Source organism: Streptomyces sp. NPDC058051 (assembly GCF_042885475.1).
Lineage (GTDB): Bacteria > Actinomycetota > Actinomycetes > Streptomycetales > Streptomycetaceae > Streptomyces.
In genome coordinates this window covers 139,390-155,687 of sequence record NZ_JBHVRW010000021.1, presented here as the reverse complement: position 1 = coordinate 155,687, position 16,298 = coordinate 139,390, and the positions used below count along the sequence as shown (strand labels likewise).

General features: G+C 69.5%; 14 protein-coding genes. 7 read left to right on the top strand and 7 right to left on the bottom strand.

Annotated features, from left to right (window positions below):
• Positions 1–181 precede the first annotated feature (181 nt).
• Genes ACFVUT_RS28165 through ACFVUT_RS28145 form a run of 5 tightly spaced genes read right to left on the bottom strand, consistent with a single transcriptional unit; the run spans position 182 to position 5,659 of the window.
• Positions 182–1,492, bottom strand: coding sequence for a DUF58 domain-containing protein (locus tag ACFVUT_RS28165; RefSeq protein ID WP_389659396.1), 1,311 nt, complete (start codon positions 1,490–1,492; stop codon positions 182–184).
• Between the two features lie 10 nt (positions 1,493–1,502).
• Positions 1,503–2,504 carry an AAA family ATPase gene (locus ACFVUT_RS28160; RefSeq protein WP_389659399.1) on the bottom strand — a complete coding sequence of 334 codons (1,002 nt, stop codon included), beginning with the start codon at positions 2,502–2,504 and terminating at the stop codon, positions 1,503–1,505.
• The gene (locus tag ACFVUT_RS28155) at positions 2,501–3,712 is read right to left on the bottom strand and encodes a DUF4350 domain-containing protein (RefSeq protein WP_389659402.1); all 1,212 of its coding nucleotides are present in this window, start codon (positions 3,710–3,712) and stop codon (positions 2,501–2,503) included. The genes ACFVUT_RS28160 and ACFVUT_RS28155 overlap by 4 nt, the downstream gene beginning before the upstream one ends.
• Entirely contained in the window at positions 3,709–4,398 is a 690-nt protein-coding gene (locus ACFVUT_RS28150; RefSeq protein WP_389659405.1) for a DUF4129 domain-containing protein, read from the bottom strand. Before ACFVUT_RS28150 ends, ACFVUT_RS28155 begins: the two co-directional genes overlap by 4 nt.
• 4 nt (positions 4,399–4,402) lie before the next feature.
• Positions 4,403–5,659, bottom strand: a complete 1,257-nt coding sequence (locus ACFVUT_RS28145; RefSeq protein WP_389659408.1) for a glycerophosphoryl diester phosphodiesterase membrane domain-containing protein — start codon at positions 5,657–5,659, stop codon at positions 4,403–4,405.
• A 155-nt stretch (positions 5,660–5,814) separates the two neighbouring features.
• On the opposite strand from ACFVUT_RS28145, the gene mtnA reads away from it, so the two are divergent.
• The 7 genes from mtnA (at position 5,815) to ACFVUT_RS28110 (ending at position 14,299) form a co-directional block, all read left to right on the top strand.
• Positions 5,815–6,960 carry an S-methyl-5-thioribose-1-phosphate isomerase gene (gene mtnA, locus ACFVUT_RS28140; protein ID WP_389659410.1) on the top strand — a complete coding sequence of 382 codons (1,146 nt, stop codon included), beginning with the start codon at positions 5,815–5,817 and terminating at the stop codon, positions 6,958–6,960.
• 4 nt (positions 6,961–6,964) lie between these two features.
• Positions 6,965–7,654, top strand: a complete 690-nt coding sequence (gene mtrA, locus ACFVUT_RS28135) for a two-component system response regulator MtrA (protein WP_326765901.1) — start codon at positions 6,965–6,967, stop codon at positions 7,652–7,654.
• A 1-nt stretch (position 7,655) separates the two neighbouring features.
• Positions 7,656–9,680: an MtrAB system histidine kinase MtrB gene (mtrB, locus tag ACFVUT_RS28130; protein WP_389659415.1), complete on the top strand. Its 2,025-nt coding sequence runs from the start codon at positions 7,656–7,658 to the stop codon at positions 9,678–9,680.
• Positions 9,670–11,535, top strand: coding sequence for an LpqB family beta-propeller domain-containing protein (locus ACFVUT_RS28125; RefSeq protein WP_389659418.1), 1,866 nt, complete (start codon positions 9,670–9,672; stop codon positions 11,533–11,535). Before mtrB ends, ACFVUT_RS28125 begins: the two co-directional genes overlap by 11 nt.
• A gap of 70 nt (positions 11,536–11,605) precedes the next feature.
• The gene (locus tag ACFVUT_RS28120) at positions 11,606–12,343 is read left to right on the top strand and encodes a ComF family protein (protein WP_389659421.1); all 738 of its coding nucleotides are present in this window, start codon (positions 11,606–11,608) and stop codon (positions 12,341–12,343) included.
• Positions 12,344–12,666: 323 nt separating this feature from the next.
• Complete coding sequence (gene hpf / locus ACFVUT_RS28115; RefSeq protein ID WP_389659424.1) at positions 12,667–13,356, top strand: ribosome hibernation-promoting factor, HPF/YfiA family; 690 nt, start codon at positions 12,667–12,669, stop codon at positions 13,354–13,356.
• 187 nt (positions 13,357–13,543) lie between these two features.
• Positions 13,544–14,299, top strand: a complete 756-nt coding sequence (locus ACFVUT_RS28110) for a response regulator (protein WP_389659427.1) — start codon at positions 13,544–13,546, stop codon at positions 14,297–14,299.
• 54 nt (positions 14,300–14,353) lie between these two features.
• Here ACFVUT_RS28110 and ACFVUT_RS28105 read toward each other — a convergent pair whose 3' ends face one another.
• Entirely contained in the window at positions 14,354–15,529 is a 1,176-nt protein-coding gene (locus ACFVUT_RS28105; protein WP_389659430.1) for a winged helix-turn-helix domain-containing protein, read from the bottom strand.
• Between the two features lie 129 nt (positions 15,530–15,658).
• The gene (locus tag ACFVUT_RS28100; protein WP_389659434.1) at positions 15,659–16,234 is read right to left on the bottom strand and encodes a GNAT family N-acetyltransferase; all 576 of its coding nucleotides are present in this window, start codon (positions 16,232–16,234) and stop codon (positions 15,659–15,661) included.
• Between the last annotated feature and the right edge of the window lie 64 nt (positions 16,235–16,298).

Sequence of the window (16,298 nt, the reverse complement as noted above, 5' to 3'; positions counted from 1 at the left end):
GCGCCGATGGTACTGCAGGGGGGACCCTGTGGGAGAGTAGGACGCCGCCGAACTCCTTTTGTTGAGAAGCCCCGTGCCCTTGTGGCACGGGGCTTTTCTGCGTTCACGACCAGACACGACCAGACAGGAACACCCGCTCTGGGTGGCCGAATGGATTCTTTGGCGTGAGCGATGTGGCAGATCAGAGGCGACCTGCACTCTTGAGAGCCAGGTACGCGTCGGCGAGAGCGGGAGCGAGAGTGTCCGGAGTGGCATCGACAACCACCGCACCGTGATGCTGGAGCCGCTCCGAGATGCGCCGCCGCTGTGCCTGCGCCTGAGCGCCGGCGGCGGCCTCGTAGATCGCGTCCACGTTGCCCCGGGCTCCTGCCATGTTTTCGATGTGCGGGTCGGCCACTGAAGCAACCAGCACTGTATGCCGCTGGGTCAGCTGTCGGAGAACAGGGAGCAGCCCCTCCTCTACAGGAGCTGCGTCCAGACCGGTGAGAAGGACGACCAGAGAGCGACGAGGAGCGGCGGCGAGCACGGCGGCGCTGAGACCGCGGGCATCCGTCTCCACGAGTGCCGGTTCGAGCGGCGCCAAGGCACCCACCATGGCCGACAGGACGTCTCCCGCGGACCTGCCCTGAACCCGGGCGCGGACCCGGCGGTCGTACGCGAGGAGATCCACACGGTCGCCTGCACGAGCGGCAAGCGCGGTGAGGAGCAGCGCCGCGTCCATCGCCGCGTCGAGCCGCGGAACGTCGCCGACACGACCTGCCGAAGTACGACCGGTATCCAGGACGATCAGGATGTGACGGTCCCGCTCGGGGCGCCATGTTCGCACAGCGACGGCCGACTGGCGTGCCGTGGCCCGCCAGTCGATGGAGCGGGTGTCGTCACCGGGCACGTAGGCGCGCAAGCTGTCGAACTCGGTGCCGTCGCCACGCGTGAGGACACTGGTACGGCCATCGAGCTCCCGGAGCCTCGCGAGGCGGGACGGCAGGTGCTTGCGGCTGGTGAAAGGGGGCAGGACACGAACCGTCCAGGGAACTTCGTGACTGCCCTGCCGGGCCGCAAGCCCCAACGGCCCGAACGAGCGCACAGTGACGCGGTCGGCCCGGCGGTCACCGCGCCGTGCCGGTCGCAGAACCGTGGTCAGCCGGCGACGTTCCCCCGCGGGAACAGTCAGGGTATGGCGGGATGCGGCCTGCCCCGCGTCGGCGAACCAGCTGCTGGGCGGCCATGCGTCACGCAGGTGTGCCCGCAGGCGGCGACGGGAAGGATTGGTTACGGTGAGTTGCACCTCAGCGGTCTCGCCAAGTCGAACGGTTGTTTCACCGGATCGGGTGAACTGAAGCGTTCGCACTGGCGCGGCCAGGGCGTAGTCGCACAAGATTGCTAGAGACAGCGGTGCGTTGATTGCGAGCATGCCCGTCCAGCTGGGAGCCAGGATGCCTACGGGGAGTGACCCCAGGGCGGCCAGCAGGGCGGTACGTCCAGTCAGAGCCACGGTCACCGCCTCATCGGGGTACGGGGACGTGAGCGAGGACCGCGGTGATGACGGAGTCGGGGGTGACCCCCTCCATCTCCGCCTCGGGGCGCAGCTGGACGCGGTGGCGGAGTGTGGGGAGTGCCAGAGCCTTCACATCATCCGGAGTGACATAGTCACGGCCGGTGAGCCAGGCCCAGGCGCGAGCGGTCGACAACAGAGCGGTGGCGCCTCGGGGAGAGACACCGAGGGAGAGTGAGGGGGATTCACGCGTGGCACGACAGATATCGACGACATAGCCGGTGATCTCGGGGGAGACCTTGGTCCGGGCGACCGCGTTGCGGGCGGCCTCCAGATCGGCCGGACCTGCGACGGGGCGGATGCCCGCCGAGCCGAGATCACGTGGATTGAAGCCGTCGGAATGGCGTGTGAGGACGTTGATCTCCTCGTCGCGGGACGGCAAGGGCACCGTCAGTTTGAGCAGAAACCGGTCCAGTTGGGCTTCGGGGAGTGGGTAGGTGCCCTCGTATTCGACAGGGTTCTGCGTGGCGGCCACGAGGAAGGGCTCGGGCAGCGGCCGAGGGGTTCCGTCGACCGTGACCTGGCGTTCCTCCATCGCTTCCAGCAGAGAGGACTGCGTCTTGGGAGGGGTGCGGTTGATCTCGTCGGCGAGAAGAAGGTTGGTGAAGACAGGGCCGGGCTGGAAGGAGAACTCTGCTGTACGGGCGTCATAGACCAGTGATCCGGTGACATCGCTCGGCATCAGGTCGGGGGTGAACTGAACACGTTTGGTGTCGAGTTCGAGCGAGGCCGCGAGAGCCCGGACCAAGAGGGTCTTGGCCACCCCGGGGACGCCTTCGAGGAGGACGTGGCCTCGACAGAGCAGAGCGACGACGAGTCCGGTGACTGCCGGGTCCTGGCCGACCACGGCCTTGGCGATCTCGGAGCGCAGCGCTTCCAGGGACGCGCGGGCTGTGTCATCGGTCCCGATGACCTCGCTGGTCCCAGCGGGCACAGGGGGCGGGGCGCTCATGATGTACGTACCTCTCTTTCGAGGGTGTCGAGTTGGTCTGCCAGATGCACAAGAGCGTCGTCGTCGGACGGGGCAGGTCCGAAGAGCAGGGCTTGGAATTCGGTGCCGGGAGTGCCGAGACGACGGGAGAGGGCGGGGATGAGTGTCGTGGGGGAGTGGGCATCGCGTGGGGAGACGCCGATGAGTGGAGCGATACGCGTACGGGTGGCGGTGCGCACTGAGTCGGCGGCGCGGTCGCGGGCGTTCGCCCGGCGGTAGAGGTGGGCTCGGCCCTCCGCGGACTCGGAGGCGCGGATGGCCACGGGCAGCCGCTCCGTGACCAGGGGGCCCAGACGGCGCGCGCGCCAGAGGGCGGCGAGCAGGGCGGCGACCGCGAGCTGCAGGGTGCCCCACAGCCAGCCCCGGGGGATCAGGTCGGCGAAGCTGCGGTCGTCGTGGCTGCTGTCCCCGCCGTCCTCACCGTTTTCGACGGCAGCAGTGGTATCAGCGAGTGAGGGGAGGTACCAGACGAGATGCGGACGGGAACCGAGAAGTTGCAGGGCCAGGGAGGCATTGCCCTGGTTGCTGAGCCGGTCGTTGTAGAGAAGGTCGGGGGAACCCAGGAGAACGGTGTCACCCTGCTCTTGTTCGACCAGGAGCAGGGTGGGGAGGCCGTCGCTGGGGAAGCAGGCGATGGTGTCGAGGTTGTCCGAGGAGTAGCGGAAACCTCCCGTCTCGGCGTCGCCGGCTTCGCGGGCTGCGGGCAGGGAGCACCGAGGGGCACGGGTGGCCAACGGTCCGGACGACTGCGCGCGGACACCCGGAGCCAGGGTGCCCACGGACGACGGCCCCGCCGCGAGAAGTACGGTGCGGCCGGCCGATTGGTCGGTCGCGGCCCGGAGTTCGCCCTGCTGGCGGGGTGTGAGCAGATTGGGGGAGGTGACGAGCAGCGTGGAATCGGGGCCTACTCGGGCCGTGGCTTCGTCGAGTGTGGTGACCACGCGAACGGAGACGCCGCGTTCCTTGAGGAGTTCCGCGACGGCCCGGCTGCCGTAGCCGTCGGCGGAACGGGGATCGAGACGGCCGTGCTGGTCGCCGGAGCGCACGGTGGCGAGAGCGATTCCGGCAGCGACGAGTACGAGGAGGGCGAGCAGCAGACCACGGACACGGGTCCAGATCTGGTGCGGGGTGAGGGATACCGAGGTGGTGGGGGCGGCGACCTCGGTCATGCGTCTGCTCCCTGGGCCGCCGTCGTCAGGAGAGGCTTGTCGGCTTCGAGGTCGAGGTCCAGAGCGCGTAGGTCCAGATACGCCTGCTGGTTCGAGGTGCGGCCGCCGTACATGACGTCGTCGAATTCTCTGGCGGCGGCGTGGAGCCGTGCGGCGTGTGCGGGCAGCGGACGGCTTGCCTCGGCGGCGGCCTCGTCCGCGGTGCGTCCGGGGCGGGGGTCGAGCAGGGCGCGCTCCTCCAGTGAGCGGACGATGGCGCGCATGCGCTCCTGGACCGCCTCGTTCCAGCGGTGGGCGGCGGCATGGGCCTCGGCGGCCGTCCGGTGTTCGGCAGCGCTGCGGGGGCTGTCGTCGAAGAGGGCGTCCGCGGAACCGCTGGTCCGGTGGGGGGTGCCCAGTCGCCACCGGAGTGCGGCGGCCAGACCGATGACGACCAGCACGAGCACGACAAGGCCGAGTGGCCCGCCCGGTGCGGCGCCGGAGGCCGTGTTCAGGAGATCGCCGATCCAGCCCCAGAGGCGGTCGAGGCCGCGTTGGAGGAGGTTGGGATCATTCTCGTGGTACATCGGTTTGGACAGCTCGTGCTTCGCGGCCTCGCGGGCGGGGACACGTGGAGTGTCCACGGGTATGTCACCGCCCGCGTGGATGAGCAGTCGTGCTGCCGCTGCGCCCCCCGCCCCCGACACCGCATCAGCCCCCGGTGCCGTGTCCGGACAGGCCCGCTGCCCGGACGAGTTCGAGGTCGAGTGCCTCGCGTCGGATGCGCTGATCGATGTAGAGCAGAGCCGTCACGCCCGCGGAGAGCGGGTAGGTGATCGTTGCGGTGATCACCTCGCCGATGCCGGAGACGATGAGGAACGGCCAGCCGAAGTCTGTGGAGCCGTCCGTGAGGAGGGAGCCGATACCGCCGCCGTCCACAGTCAGCGCGATGATGCCGAACGGGATGGCGATGATCACGCTCACGATGAGTGTCAGGAGCCAGGTGAGCGCCAGGATGCCGAACGTCCGCCACCATGCGTTCCTGACCAGCTTCGCGGAGCGGCGCATGGAGGCCGTGATCGACTGCCGCTCCAGCATCAGCGCCGGTGGGGCGAGGCAGAAACGGACCATCAGCCAGACGACGACGACAAACCCGCCCAGGAGCCCAATGACGAGGAGCCCGGCGCCTGCGGCGGAGCCGACCAGAATGCCCGGCAGCATGCAGACCGCCATGATGGCGGCGCCGATCAGCGCCAGCAGCAGTGTCAGTCCCAGCAACTGGGCGAGACGGGGGCGGGCCTCGGCCCATGCGTCGGAGAGCGTCACGCGGCGGCCCAGCACGGAGCGGCTGATCACCACGGTCAGTACGGATGTCGTGATCAGCGTGGCGATCATGGTGATGAGCAGGGACGGCATGCTGTTGATCAGCGTCCACTGAGCCGAGTCGGCGGTCTGCCTGAGCGCCTCCGAGCCGGTGGCGTTCGGGTCGAGCGACGGGGGTTCCGGCAGCAAGAAGCGTTGTACGAGGATGATCGCGACCTGGGCGATCACGGAGACGGTCAGTGTGATTCCGAGGACCGTGCGCCAGTGGGCGCGCATCGTGGAGACCGCACCGTCGAGGATCTCACCGACGCCGAGTGGCCGGAGCGGGATGACACCGGGCTTGGCCGCGAGGGGCGGCCGCCCCCAGCCGGGGCCCTGCGGCCCGCCTCCCCAGCCCGGGCCCTGCGGCCCGGCGCCCCAGCCCGGTGCCTGGCGGTTGCCGTCCCAGCCGGGAGCGGGGGGTGGTGCGCCAGGACCTGTGCCGGGAGCACTCGGAGGGGACCATTGCCCCGCAGGTGGTTGCGCGGGAGACCAGTTCCCTGCCGGGCCGCTGCCGTCGACGGGCTCGGAAGGCCGGGGGACGCCTGCCCCCTGGCCCTCGGAGGGGGCAGATCCGGGCGAGGCCCAGCCCGGAGTGTCGTTCATTCTCGCTCCTTCACGGTCCTGCTCGCTCAGCGGGGCGACAGGTTGGCAGCCATCGTGCCACGCGTTGCTCCGGTACGGGCCTGGGGCTGTGTCTCCATCTCCTTCATCTCCTCCGTACCTTCATTTGTGGGTGGCTCACCGGGCAGACTGGGCGGATGGCTGATCAGGACGCGCAATTGCCGGTGGGCATCGAGCCCTCCGCGCTTCCCGTACTTCGCTGGGACGAACGTGCGGAAGGTCCCGTGCTGGTACTTCTCGACCAGACCCGGCTGCCGGCCGTGGAGGCCGAGCTGGTGTGTGCCGATGTGCCCGCGCTGGTGCGCGCGATCCGGACGCTGGCAGTCCGCGGTGCTCCGTTGCTGGGCATCGCAGGGGCCTACGGTGTGGCTCTGGCAGCGGCACGCGGAGACGATGTGGCCAGGGCCGCGGAGTCGCTGGAGGGAGCGCGGCCCACCGCGGTGAATCTCGGGTACGGGGTGCGTCGGGCCTCCGGGGCGTACCGGGCCACCGTCGAGAAGGGGGCGGTTCCGGAGCGCGCTGCGGCGGCGGCGCTGGCCGAGGCCAGGGCTCTGCACCGGGAGGACGCCGAGGCCAGTGGGCGTATGGCGCGTCACGGGCTTGCCCTTCTCGACGAACTGCTCCCGGGCGGCGGGCATCGACTGCTGACTCACTGCAATACGGGGGCGCTCGTCTCGGGGGGTGAGGGCACCGCCTTCGCGGTGGCGCTCGGGGAGCACCGGGAGGGGCGGCTGCGCCGGCTGTGGGTCGACGAGACACGTCCGCTGTTGCAGGGTGCCCGGCTGACGGCGTACGAGGCGGCACGCAACGGGATGCCGTACAGCCTGCTCACGGACAATGCCGCAGGTTCGCTGTTTGCCGCGGGGGAGGTGGATGCCGTACTCATCGGGGCGGACCGCATCGCCGCGGACGGATCGGTGGCGAACAAGGTGGGGAGCTATCCACTGGCTGTGCTCGCGAAGTACCACCACGTACCGTTCATCGTGGTGGCGCCCACCACGACCGTGGATCTGGGCACCGCGGACGGGACATCGATCATCGTGGAGCAGCGACCGGAGAAGGAAGTGACGGAGTTCACACCCTTGCGTGCCGGGGTGGCAGAGGAAGACGGGGACGGAGTGCTCGTGGCGCCGGTGGGAACCCCGGTGTACAACCCCGCATTCGATATCACACCGCCGGAGCTGGTCACGGCGATCGTCACGGAGGAGGGCGTAGTTTCCCCGGTCACGGGGTCCGGACTGGCCGAGCTGTGTGCCAGGTCATCGCAGGTAACGATTAGCTAATGGGATGATGTCGAATATGAAGGGACGCGTCCTTGTCGTCGACGACGACACCGCACTGGCCGAGATGCTCGGGATTGTGCTGCGTGGTGAAGGTTTCGAGCCGTCGTTCGTAGCGGACGGCGACAAGGCACTTGCCGCATTTCGTGAGGCCAAGCCGGACCTGGTCCTGCTGGATCTGATGCTGCCCGGTAGGGACGGCATCGAGGTCTGCAGACTGATCAGGGCCGAGTCGGGTGTGCCGATCGTCATGCTCACGGCCAAGAGCGACACGGTTGACGTGGTGGTGGGCCTGGAGTCCGGGGCCGACGACTACATCGTCAAGCCGTTCAAGCCCAAGGAGCTGGTCGCCCGGATCAGGGCACGGCTGCGGAGGTCCGAGGAACCTGCACCGGAGCAGCTGGCCATCGGTGACCTGGTCATCGACGTGGCCGGTCATTCGGTGAAGCGGGAGGGGCAGTCGATCGCGCTGACCCCGCTGGAGTTCGACCTGCTGGTCGCACTCGCCCGTAAGCCGTGGCAGGTCTTCACCCGTGAGGTACTGCTGGAACAGGTCTGGGGCTACCGGCACGCCGCCGACACCCGGCTGGTGAATGTCCATGTCCAGCGCCTGCGCTCCAAGGTCGAGAAGGACCCGGAGCGTCCCGAGATCGTGGTGACCGTCCGAGGCGTCGGTTACAAGGCCGGACCCAGCTGATATGCCCCCGAGTAGCGCTGCTCCGCAGCCCGGGGAGCCGGGAGCCCGTGCGGGGCGGGCTGCTGCTCCAGGACAGAGGACGTCCCGGATCGGGCGTCTCGCGCAGGGCGGCCGGTTGTTCCGCGACCGGGCGCCCGGCGGCCCTGTGCCGCGCCTGCTGATGCGCTGGGTGCGGCGTCCGGTGCTGCCCGCCGTGCGGCTCTGGCGGCGCAACCTCCAGTTGCGGGTGGTCGCGGGCACGCTGCTCATGTCGCTCGGTGTGGTGCTGCTCCTCGGCCTGGTCGTGATCGGACAGGTGCGCAACGGTCTGCTCGACGCGAAGGGCAAGGCTGCCCAGACCCAGGCCGCCGGCGGTTTCGCGGCCGCCCAGGAGAAGGCGAATGCCCCGCTCACCCCCGGCGGGCAGGGCGGCGACGCGGCGGACGGCACCTCGGCCAACAACTCCTGGCGGACCGAACTCGTCGACCAGCTCGCCAGTGGCGGCAAGAACGCCTTCAACGTGGTGGCGCTCAGCGCCGACGAGGGCTCTCGTGCGCCGCGCGGTTCGGGCAGTGTCGAGGCGGCGAGCATCCCGCAGAAGCTGCGGGACTCCGTGAACACGGGCCCGGGAGCCTTTCAGACGTACTCCCTGATCCAGTATGCGAACGGGCAGGATCCGCAGCCCGGTCTCGTCGTGGGCAAGCGGCTCTACGACATCGATCACCATCCGTACCAGCTCTACTACCTCTTCCCGCTGACGCAGGAGGAGAAGTCGTTGACCCTGGTCAAGGGCACGCTGGCGACGGCGGGCCTGTTCGTCGTCGTGCTGCTCGGGGCCATCGCCTGGTTCGTCGTACGGCAGGTCGTCACGCCCGTACGGATGGCGGCGGGCATCGCCGAGCGGCTCTCCGCCGGCAGGCTCCAGGAGCGGATGAAGGTCACCGGTGAGGACGACATCGCCCGGCTCGGCGAGGCATTCAACAAGATGGCGCAGAACCTGCAGCTGAAGATCCAGCAGCTGGAGGAGCTGTCCCGGATGCAGCGACGATTCGTGTCGGACGTCTCCCATGAGCTGCGGACGCCGCTGACGACCGTACGGATGGCCGCCGATGTCATCCACGAGGCCCGCAGTGACTTCGATCCCGTGACGGCGCGGTCCGCGGAGTTGCTCGGGGATCAGCTCGACCGGTTCGAGTCGCTGCTCTCCGACCTGCTGGAGATCAGCCGGTTCGACGCGGGTGCTGCCGCGCTGGAGGCCGAGCCGATAGATCTCCGGCAGGTCGTACGAAGGGTGATCGGCGGGGCCGAGCCACTGGCCGAGCGCAAGGGCACCCGGATCCGGGTGGTCGGCGACGAACAGCCGGTGATCGCGGAGGCCGACGCGCGGCGGGTCGAGCGCGTCCTGCGCAACCTGGTGGTCAACGCCGTCGAGCACGGAGAGGGCCGGGACGTCGTGGTGCGGATGGGAGCGGCCGGAGGTGCGGTCGCCGTGGCTGTCCGGGACTACGGGGTGGGGCTCAAGCCCGGCGAGGCGACGCGGGTGTTCAACCGTTTCTGGCGGGCCGACCCGGCTCGCGCCCGGACGACGGGCGGCACCGGGCTCGGACTGTCCATTGCCGTGGAGGACGCCCGGCTGCACGGCGGCTGGCTTCAGGCGTGGGGTGAACCGGGCGGCGGTTCGCAGTTCCGGCTGACTCTGCCGCGTACGGCGGACGAACCGCTGCGCGGATCGCCGATACCGCTGGAACCGGAGGACTCCCGGCGCAACCGTGAGAACCGGGAGCGAGCCGCGGACGCTTCCACGGCGGACAGTGAGCACCGGCTCACAGCGGTGCCGGCCCAGACCGGTGGCCATGCCCGGTCCGCGCTGTCCGTGGCCTCGCGTACCCCCGCGGCCCCGCGGGCGACGCCCGCTTCAGTGCATCCGGCGGCGCTGCCGGGGAGCGGTGCACGCGTGGTCGCGCGCGCCGCCGATGACCGGTCGGGCGGCGATGCCGACTCTGCCGCGCAGGACCTGGAGCGGGAGGACACGCATCGTGGGCACTGACCGTCGTAGGGACGGCCGTGGACGTGTGCTGGGGCTGTTCGCACTGTTCGGAAGCGGGGTCGTGCTGCTGTCCGCGTGCGGCTCGATGCCCGTCACCGGCGATGTCAAAGCGGTCGACGCCTCGCAGCCCGGTGATCCTCAGGTGCAGGTGTACGCAGTGGCACCGCGTGACAAAGCCACTCCCGACGAGATCGTCGACGGCTTCCTGGAGTCGATGACCAGTGACGACTCCGAGTTCAGGACGACCCGCAAGTACCTGACGAAGAAGGCGGCCGGCACCTGGAAGCCGAGCGCGTTCACGACGGTGCTCACCAAGGCGCCGAACCGCAGCGACCGCCTGTTCCGCGACAGCGACCCCGACATCACGGAGATCACCTACACCCTGACCGGTGAGAAGGTGGCAACGATCGACGCGCAGAGCGCCTATCAGCCGCTCGCGCCCACGGACTACAACCAGACCCTGCATCTGGTGAAGGAGAGCGGGCCGGAGGGCAAGGAGTGGCGCATCGACCGTGTACCGGACGGCCTTCTGCTCGGCCAGTCGGACTTCAAACGCCTCTACCGTTCCGTCGACAAGTACTACTTCGCCGCGGGGCGGACGGCGGAGCAGGCGACCCTGGTCGCCGACCCCGTCTACCTGCGTAGCCGGACCGATCCCGTCACGGGGATGGACACCGTGACCCAGGCGGTGCGCAGTCTCCTGGCAGGGCCGACCAGTTGGCTGCAGCCCGTGGTCCACTCCCTTTTTCCCGCAGGTACGGGGCTGAAGCAGGGCGTCACCTCGCTGGCGCCCGACGAACGCAACGTACTGAAGGTCCCGCTCGACAAGAAGGCGGACGGCGTCGGGCAGCGTTCCTGCCGCATGATGGCCTCACAGGTCCTCTACACCCTGCGGGACCTGACGTCCGCACGGGTCGAGCAGGTCGAACTGCAGCGCTCCGACGGCTCCCCGCTGTGTGTCCTCGGGAAGGACCAGGCGGAGGAGTTCGCACCTGACGGTTCGTCGAGCGGGCCGGACAGCCAGTACTTCGTCGATGCCAAGGGGCATGTGGAACGGATTCCCGGCAGCACCAAGGGCAGTGGCACCCCTGAGGTGGTGGCAGGTCCGCTCGGCGACGGACCGGTGTGGATGAGCGCGGTCGGTGTGGCCAGGGACGAGCAGTCGGCCGCAGCGGTCTCACGGGACAGGAAGGCCCTCTATGTCTCGTCGATCTTCACGGACGGTGAGCTTCCCGCGGCCGCGGTGACCAGCAGCGCCAAGAACCCGAACGACCGCCTGTCGGCGCCGAGCTGGGACGGTCGGGGCGACCTCTGGGTGGCCGACCGGGATCCCGGCAACCCCAGACTGCTGCGGCTGACCGGTGGGGCCGGCGAGCCCCAGGAGGTCACCGTGCCGAGCCTGGACGGCGGGCGGATCGATGCGCTGCGGATGTCCGCGGACGGGGTGCGGATCGCCCTCCTGGTGACCCAGGACGGTCACACCACGCTGAAGATCGGCCGGATCGAGCGGCAGGGCCCGGAGTCGCAGCAGAAGGTCTCGGTGGTGGAGCTGCGGCAGGCCGCACCGCAGCTGACGGATGTGACCGCGATGTCCTGGTCGGGCCGGAGCCGTCTCGTGGTGGTCGGCAAGGAGCAGGGTGGCGTGCAGCAGGTGCGCTACGTGCAGGCGGACGGTTCGACGCCCGCATCGGGAGTACTGCCCGGTGTGAACCAGGTGTCGTCGGTTGCGGCGGCGGACGACGAGCAGTTGCCGCTGATGGCGGCCACGTCGAGCGACGGGATAGTGAAGCTGTCGCCGGGGGACAACTGGCAGACAGTGGTCAAGGAAGGCTCTTCGCTGGTCTACCCGGGCTGAGGCCCCGCAAGGCCGGTTCGCGTTTTCCACAGGGGTGGCCCGTTCCCGCGAGGGAGCGCACAGTGGAGTCATGCGGGGCTGGTGGCGGGAAATCTCCGGGCTGGTCCTGCCGGTGTCCTGCGGTGGCTGTGGCAGCCCGCGTACGGACCTGTGCGAGGAATGCCGTGCGGAGTTGTACGGCGGCGTGCCGCGCCGGGTGAGGCCCGTGCCGGAACCCATGGGTCTCCCGGTGGTGCACGCGGCCGCAGCGTACGAGAACGCGGTACGCGCGGTGCTCCTGGCTCACAAGGAGCGGGGTGTGCTGGGGCTGTCCGGGGCGCTCGGCAGGGCGCTGGCGGGGGCTGTGCGGGCGGGGGCGGGGCAGGCGGGCGTCTCCGCTCCGTTGCTGCTCGTACCCGTGCCGTCGACACGGCGGGCCGTGGCGGCGAGGGGACACGATCCGATGCGCCGGATCGCGTTGGCCGCCGCGGGCGAGTTGCGGCGTGGAGGCATCCGTGCCCGGGTGGTCGCGGTGCTCCGGCAGCGGCGGGCGGTGGCCGATCAGGCGGGGCTGGGGGCCCGGCAGAGGCTGGCGAATGTCACGGGGGCACTGGGCGTCGTGGCCGGGGGCGAACGGCTGCTCGCAGCCGGACAGGTGGTGTTGGTGGACGACCTTCTGACGACCGGGGCCTCGCTGGCCGAGGCGGCCCGGGCGGTCGAGGCGGCGTGCGGGCCCGACGGGATCAGGGGTGCGGTGTCCGGTGGCGGGCAGGCAGCCGTTGTCGCTGTGTCTCCGTCTGCCTTCGAAATGAACCGGAACTGCCAGTGAGACTGCATCGTTGCAGGTAGTGAGTGAGTGAAAAGACCTGAACGGAGGTACGTGCGAGTAGCGGGTGCCGACATCCGGTCCGGCAGGCTATGTTCGGTTGTGAGGAATGGTGGACACCGGACCTCGATGAATGCACCACCAGGTTTCGGGCAGGTAACTCACCAGTAGTCCAGAAGCAGAGAGTTTCGGTGGGGCGGAGTCCCTGCCGCTGGGGGAGGAGGAGGTGAAAGTCACCGAGTCCGCGGCTCCGGTCATTACCGGGGCCTGGTGCAAAAGGGAGATGCTCCGCCGCTGAGCGGAGCGATCCGGGAACGGAGTTCTGCGTGGACATCGTCGTCAAGGGCCGCAAGACCGAGGTGCCCGAGCGGTTCCGCAAGCACGTGGCCGAGAAGCTGAAGCTGGACAAGATCCAGAAGTTCGACGGCAAGGTGATCAGCCTCGACGTCGAGGTGTCCAAGGAGCTGAATCCCCGTCAGGCCGACCGTTCCGACCGGGTGGAGATCACGCTCCGGTCGCGTGGGCCGGTCATCCGGGCGGAAGCGGCAGCAGGTGACCCGTACGCGGCGCTGGACCTGGCCACCGGCAAGCTGGAGGCGCGGCTGCGCAAGCAGCACGACAAGCGCTACAGCCGCCGCGGCAACGGCCGGATTCCCGCTGCCGAGGTCGCCGAGACGGTGCCGGGCGCGGCGGCGTTCAACGGGGAGGGCGAACTGGTCGGCAACGAGACGGCTCAGTCCGTGCCCACCACCAGGTTCGGCTCGCTGGAGGTACAGGGCGAGGGCCCGCTGGTGATGCGCGAGAAGACGCACGTCGCCGCACCGATGTCGCTCGATCAGGCGCTCTACGAGATGGAACTGGTCGGACACGACTTCTATCTGTTCGTCGACTCCGAAACGAAGGAACCCAGTGTCGTCTATCGGCGGCATGCCTATGACTACGGTGTCATTCACCTGAGGACCGACCCGCTGGCCGCCGACGAGGCGGGCGGCGCGGGCGGCGCACTCGGCGGCTGACGCCACCCTGCCGCGGTGCCCCTGGAGCGCCTGTGCGCCCTCAGGGGCACCCGTGTGCGGTCGCGGGATCACCGCACCGGCGCCCGGGCATGAAATCATGTCCTCCCAAGCCAACCGGCGTTCTGTGGAATGCCGTTGGCGGACCGTTTGTGAACTTCAGGGGCCGTGGCCTTCAGGGGGAGGAACGATGGCGGACACCTTCGGGCCCGTGCGCGATGCGAGTGATGCCGATGGCGATGGCCGGGCCGGGACGGGGGCGGACGTGGAGAGCGGTTCCTGCAAGGAGCCGATCCGGGTCCTCGTGGTGGACGACCACGCGCTCTTCCGCAGAGGTCTGGAGATCGTCCTCGCCCAGGAGGAGGACATCCAGGTCGTCGGCGAGGCGGGAGACGGGGCGGAGGCGGTCGACAAGGCGGCCGATCTGCTGCCTGACATCGTGCTGATGGATGTGCGGATGCCCAGGCGCGGCGGCATCGAGGCCTGCACGTCGATCAAGGAGGTGGCCCCCAGTGCGAAGATCATCATGCTGACGATCAGCGACGAGGAGGCCGACCTCTACGACGCGATCAAGGCGGGAGCCACCGGCTATCTCCTCAAGGAGATCTCCACGGACGAGGTGGCCACCGCGATTCGCGCGGTCGCCGACGGGCAGTCCCAGATCAGCCCCTCCATGGCGTCGAAACTGCTCACGGAGTTCAAATCGATGATCCAGCGGACCGACGAGCGAAGGCTGGTGCCGGCACCCCGGCTCACCGACCGGGAACTCGAAGTCCTGAAACTCGTCGCCACGGGCATGAACAATCGCGATATCGCGAAGGAACTCTTCATTTCCGAGAACACCGTGAAGAACCACGTCCGCAACATTCTGGAGAAGTTGCAGCTGCACTCCCGGATGGAAGCCGTGGTCTATGCCATGCGGGAGAAGATCCTGGAGATCAGATGACCGGCGCCGTGACGGGACCGGACCGGGACGGCGGCAAGGGAACGGGAAAGTCGCTCACGCCAGAGCGCGACTGATCTCCTGAGCGAGCGGCTCGCGCAGTTCCGGTGCGTCGACCCGCTCCAGCCGCACGTTCGTACAACCGACCCAGGACGCGGCCTCCACCAGCGCCTCGGCCATCGGTGCCACGGCCTTCGCGCTCTCCAGGGTCACCTGACGGGCGACCAGCGTGCTGCCGTCGCGTGCCGGATCGACGCGGCCCTGGAGCTTCCCGCCCGCCAGCAGCGGCATCGCGAAGTAGCCGTGTATCCGCTTGGCCTTGGGGACGTAGGCCTCCAGACGATGGGTGAAACCGAAGATCCGCTCGGTGCGCGCCCGCTCCCAGACCAGGGAGTCGAACGGCGACAACAGCGTCGTACGGTGCCGCCCGCGCGGCTCCGTGGCCAGCGCCGCCGGGTCCGCCCAGGCCGGCTTCGCCCAGCCCCGCACCTTCACCGGAACCAGACCGGACTCCGCGACCACCGCGTCGAACTGCTCACCCTTGAGCCGGTGGTAGTCCGCGATGTCCGCACGGGTGCCGACGCCCAGCGACTGTCCCGCGAGCGCGACCAGCCGGCGCAGGCACTCCGCGTCGTCCAGATCGTCGTGCAGCACGGCGTCGGGCAGGGCCCGCTCGGCGAGGTCGTACACCCGCTTCCAGCCGCGGCGCTCGGTGCACACCACCTCGCCGTACATCAGGGCGCGCTCGACGGCGACCTTCGACTCCGACCAGTCCCACCATTCCCCGCCGTTCTTCGCGCCGCCCAGCTCCGTCGCCGTCAGGGGGCCCTCGGTGCGCAATTGCTTGATCACCGTCTCGTAGGCGCCGACCGGCAGGTCGTGGTGCCAGTGCGGGCGCGATCGGTAGGCGCGGCGGCGGAACGCGAAGTGCGGCCACTCCTCGACCGGCAGGATGCAGGCCGCGTGCGACCAGTACTCGAAGCTGCGGCCACCCGACCAGTACGCCTCCTCGACCGGGCGCCTGCCGACCGCTCCGAGGCGTGCGTACGGAATCAGCTCGTGCGAACGCGCGAGCACCGAGATCGTGTCGAGCTGGACGGCCCCGAGGTGCCGCAGCACACCCGGAACCCCGGCCCTGCGGTCCGGAGCGCCCAGGAAACCCTGGGCCCTCAGGGCGATCCTGCGCGCTTGGTCGGCGGAGAGTTCGGTGGCGGGCGGCGGCACAGACGTCATGCCTCGCAGCCTAGAGGCAGGCACTGACATCGATGCTGATACTCGGGTTCCGGTGACCGGTGACCGGTGACCGGTGACCGGTGGCCGGTGGCCGGTGGCCGGTGGGCGGCGGGCGAGCGGCCCGGGGATTCAGGTGGTGGCGGGCAGGTAGGCGCAGGTGCTGGGCAGGCCGACGTCGGACGGGAGCAGCGCGCCCACCCAGGCATCACGCCGGACGCCCTTGTTGAACAGCGCCGACCGCTGCACGCCCTCCATCTCGAAACCCGCGCGCAGCGCCACGGCACGCGACGGGAGGTTGCCCACCTCGGCCCGCCACTCCAGCCGGTCGCCGCCGAGCGAGGTAAAGGTCCAGCGGGCGGCCGACAGCACCGCCTCCGTCGTGCAGCCGCGGCCCCGGTACTCCTTCGCGGTCCAGAATCCCACCTCGAACGTGCCCGGGGAGCTGCGGCGACTGATGCCGAGCGCGCCTGCCAGCGCCCCGCTCTCGCGCAGGACCACAGCGAAGTTGTACACGGAGTCGTCGTGCCAGCCGCCGGGGGACAGTTTCGTCGCGAAGAATTCCGCGTCGGCGCGGCTGTAGGGCGAGGGTACGACCGTCCGGCGCTGGATGTCCGGATCCTGACAAGCGGCGTGGACACCGTCCGCGTCGCCGCCGGTGAAGGGACGCAGCAGCAGACGTTCGGTGGTCAGGGTGATCGGCTCCATGTGCGGATTCTGCTGAGGCGGCGGCCGGGAAGCGAACACTTTTCGGACTTCCCGGCACCTTCGG

Coding starts and splice junctions, on each gene's coding strand:
- ACFVUT_RS28105 (WP_389659430.1), bottom strand. CDS start 15,529: ATGACGTCTGTGCCGCCGCCCGCCACCGAACTCTCCGCCGACCAAGCG.
- ACFVUT_RS28160 (WP_389659399.1), bottom strand. CDS start 2,504: ATGAGCGCCCCGCCCCCTGTGCCCGCTGGGACCAGCGAGGTCATCGGG.
- mtnA (WP_389659410.1), top strand. CDS start 5,815: ATGGCTGATCAGGACGCGCAATTGCCGGTGGGCATCGAGCCCTCCGCG.
- ACFVUT_RS28120 (WP_389659421.1), top strand. CDS start 11,606: ATGCGGGGCTGGTGGCGGGAAATCTCCGGGCTGGTCCTGCCGGTGTCC.
- mtrA (WP_326765901.1), top strand. CDS start 6,965: ATGATGTCGAATATGAAGGGACGCGTCCTTGTCGTCGACGACGACACC.
- ACFVUT_RS28155 (WP_389659402.1), bottom strand. CDS start 3,712: ATGACCGAGGTCGCCGCCCCCACCACCTCGGTATCCCTCACCCCGCAC.
- ACFVUT_RS28110 (WP_389659427.1), top strand. CDS start 13,544: ATGGCGGACACCTTCGGGCCCGTGCGCGATGCGAGTGATGCCGATGGC.
- ACFVUT_RS28100 (WP_389659434.1), bottom strand. CDS start 16,234: ATGGAGCCGATCACCCTGACCACCGAACGTCTGCTGCTGCGTCCCTTC.
- mtrB (WP_389659415.1), top strand. CDS start 7,656: ATGCCCCCGAGTAGCGCTGCTCCGCAGCCCGGGGAGCCGGGAGCCCGT.
- ACFVUT_RS28145 (WP_389659408.1), bottom strand. CDS start 5,659: ATGAACGACACTCCGGGCTGGGCCTCGCCCGGATCTGCCCCCTCCGAG.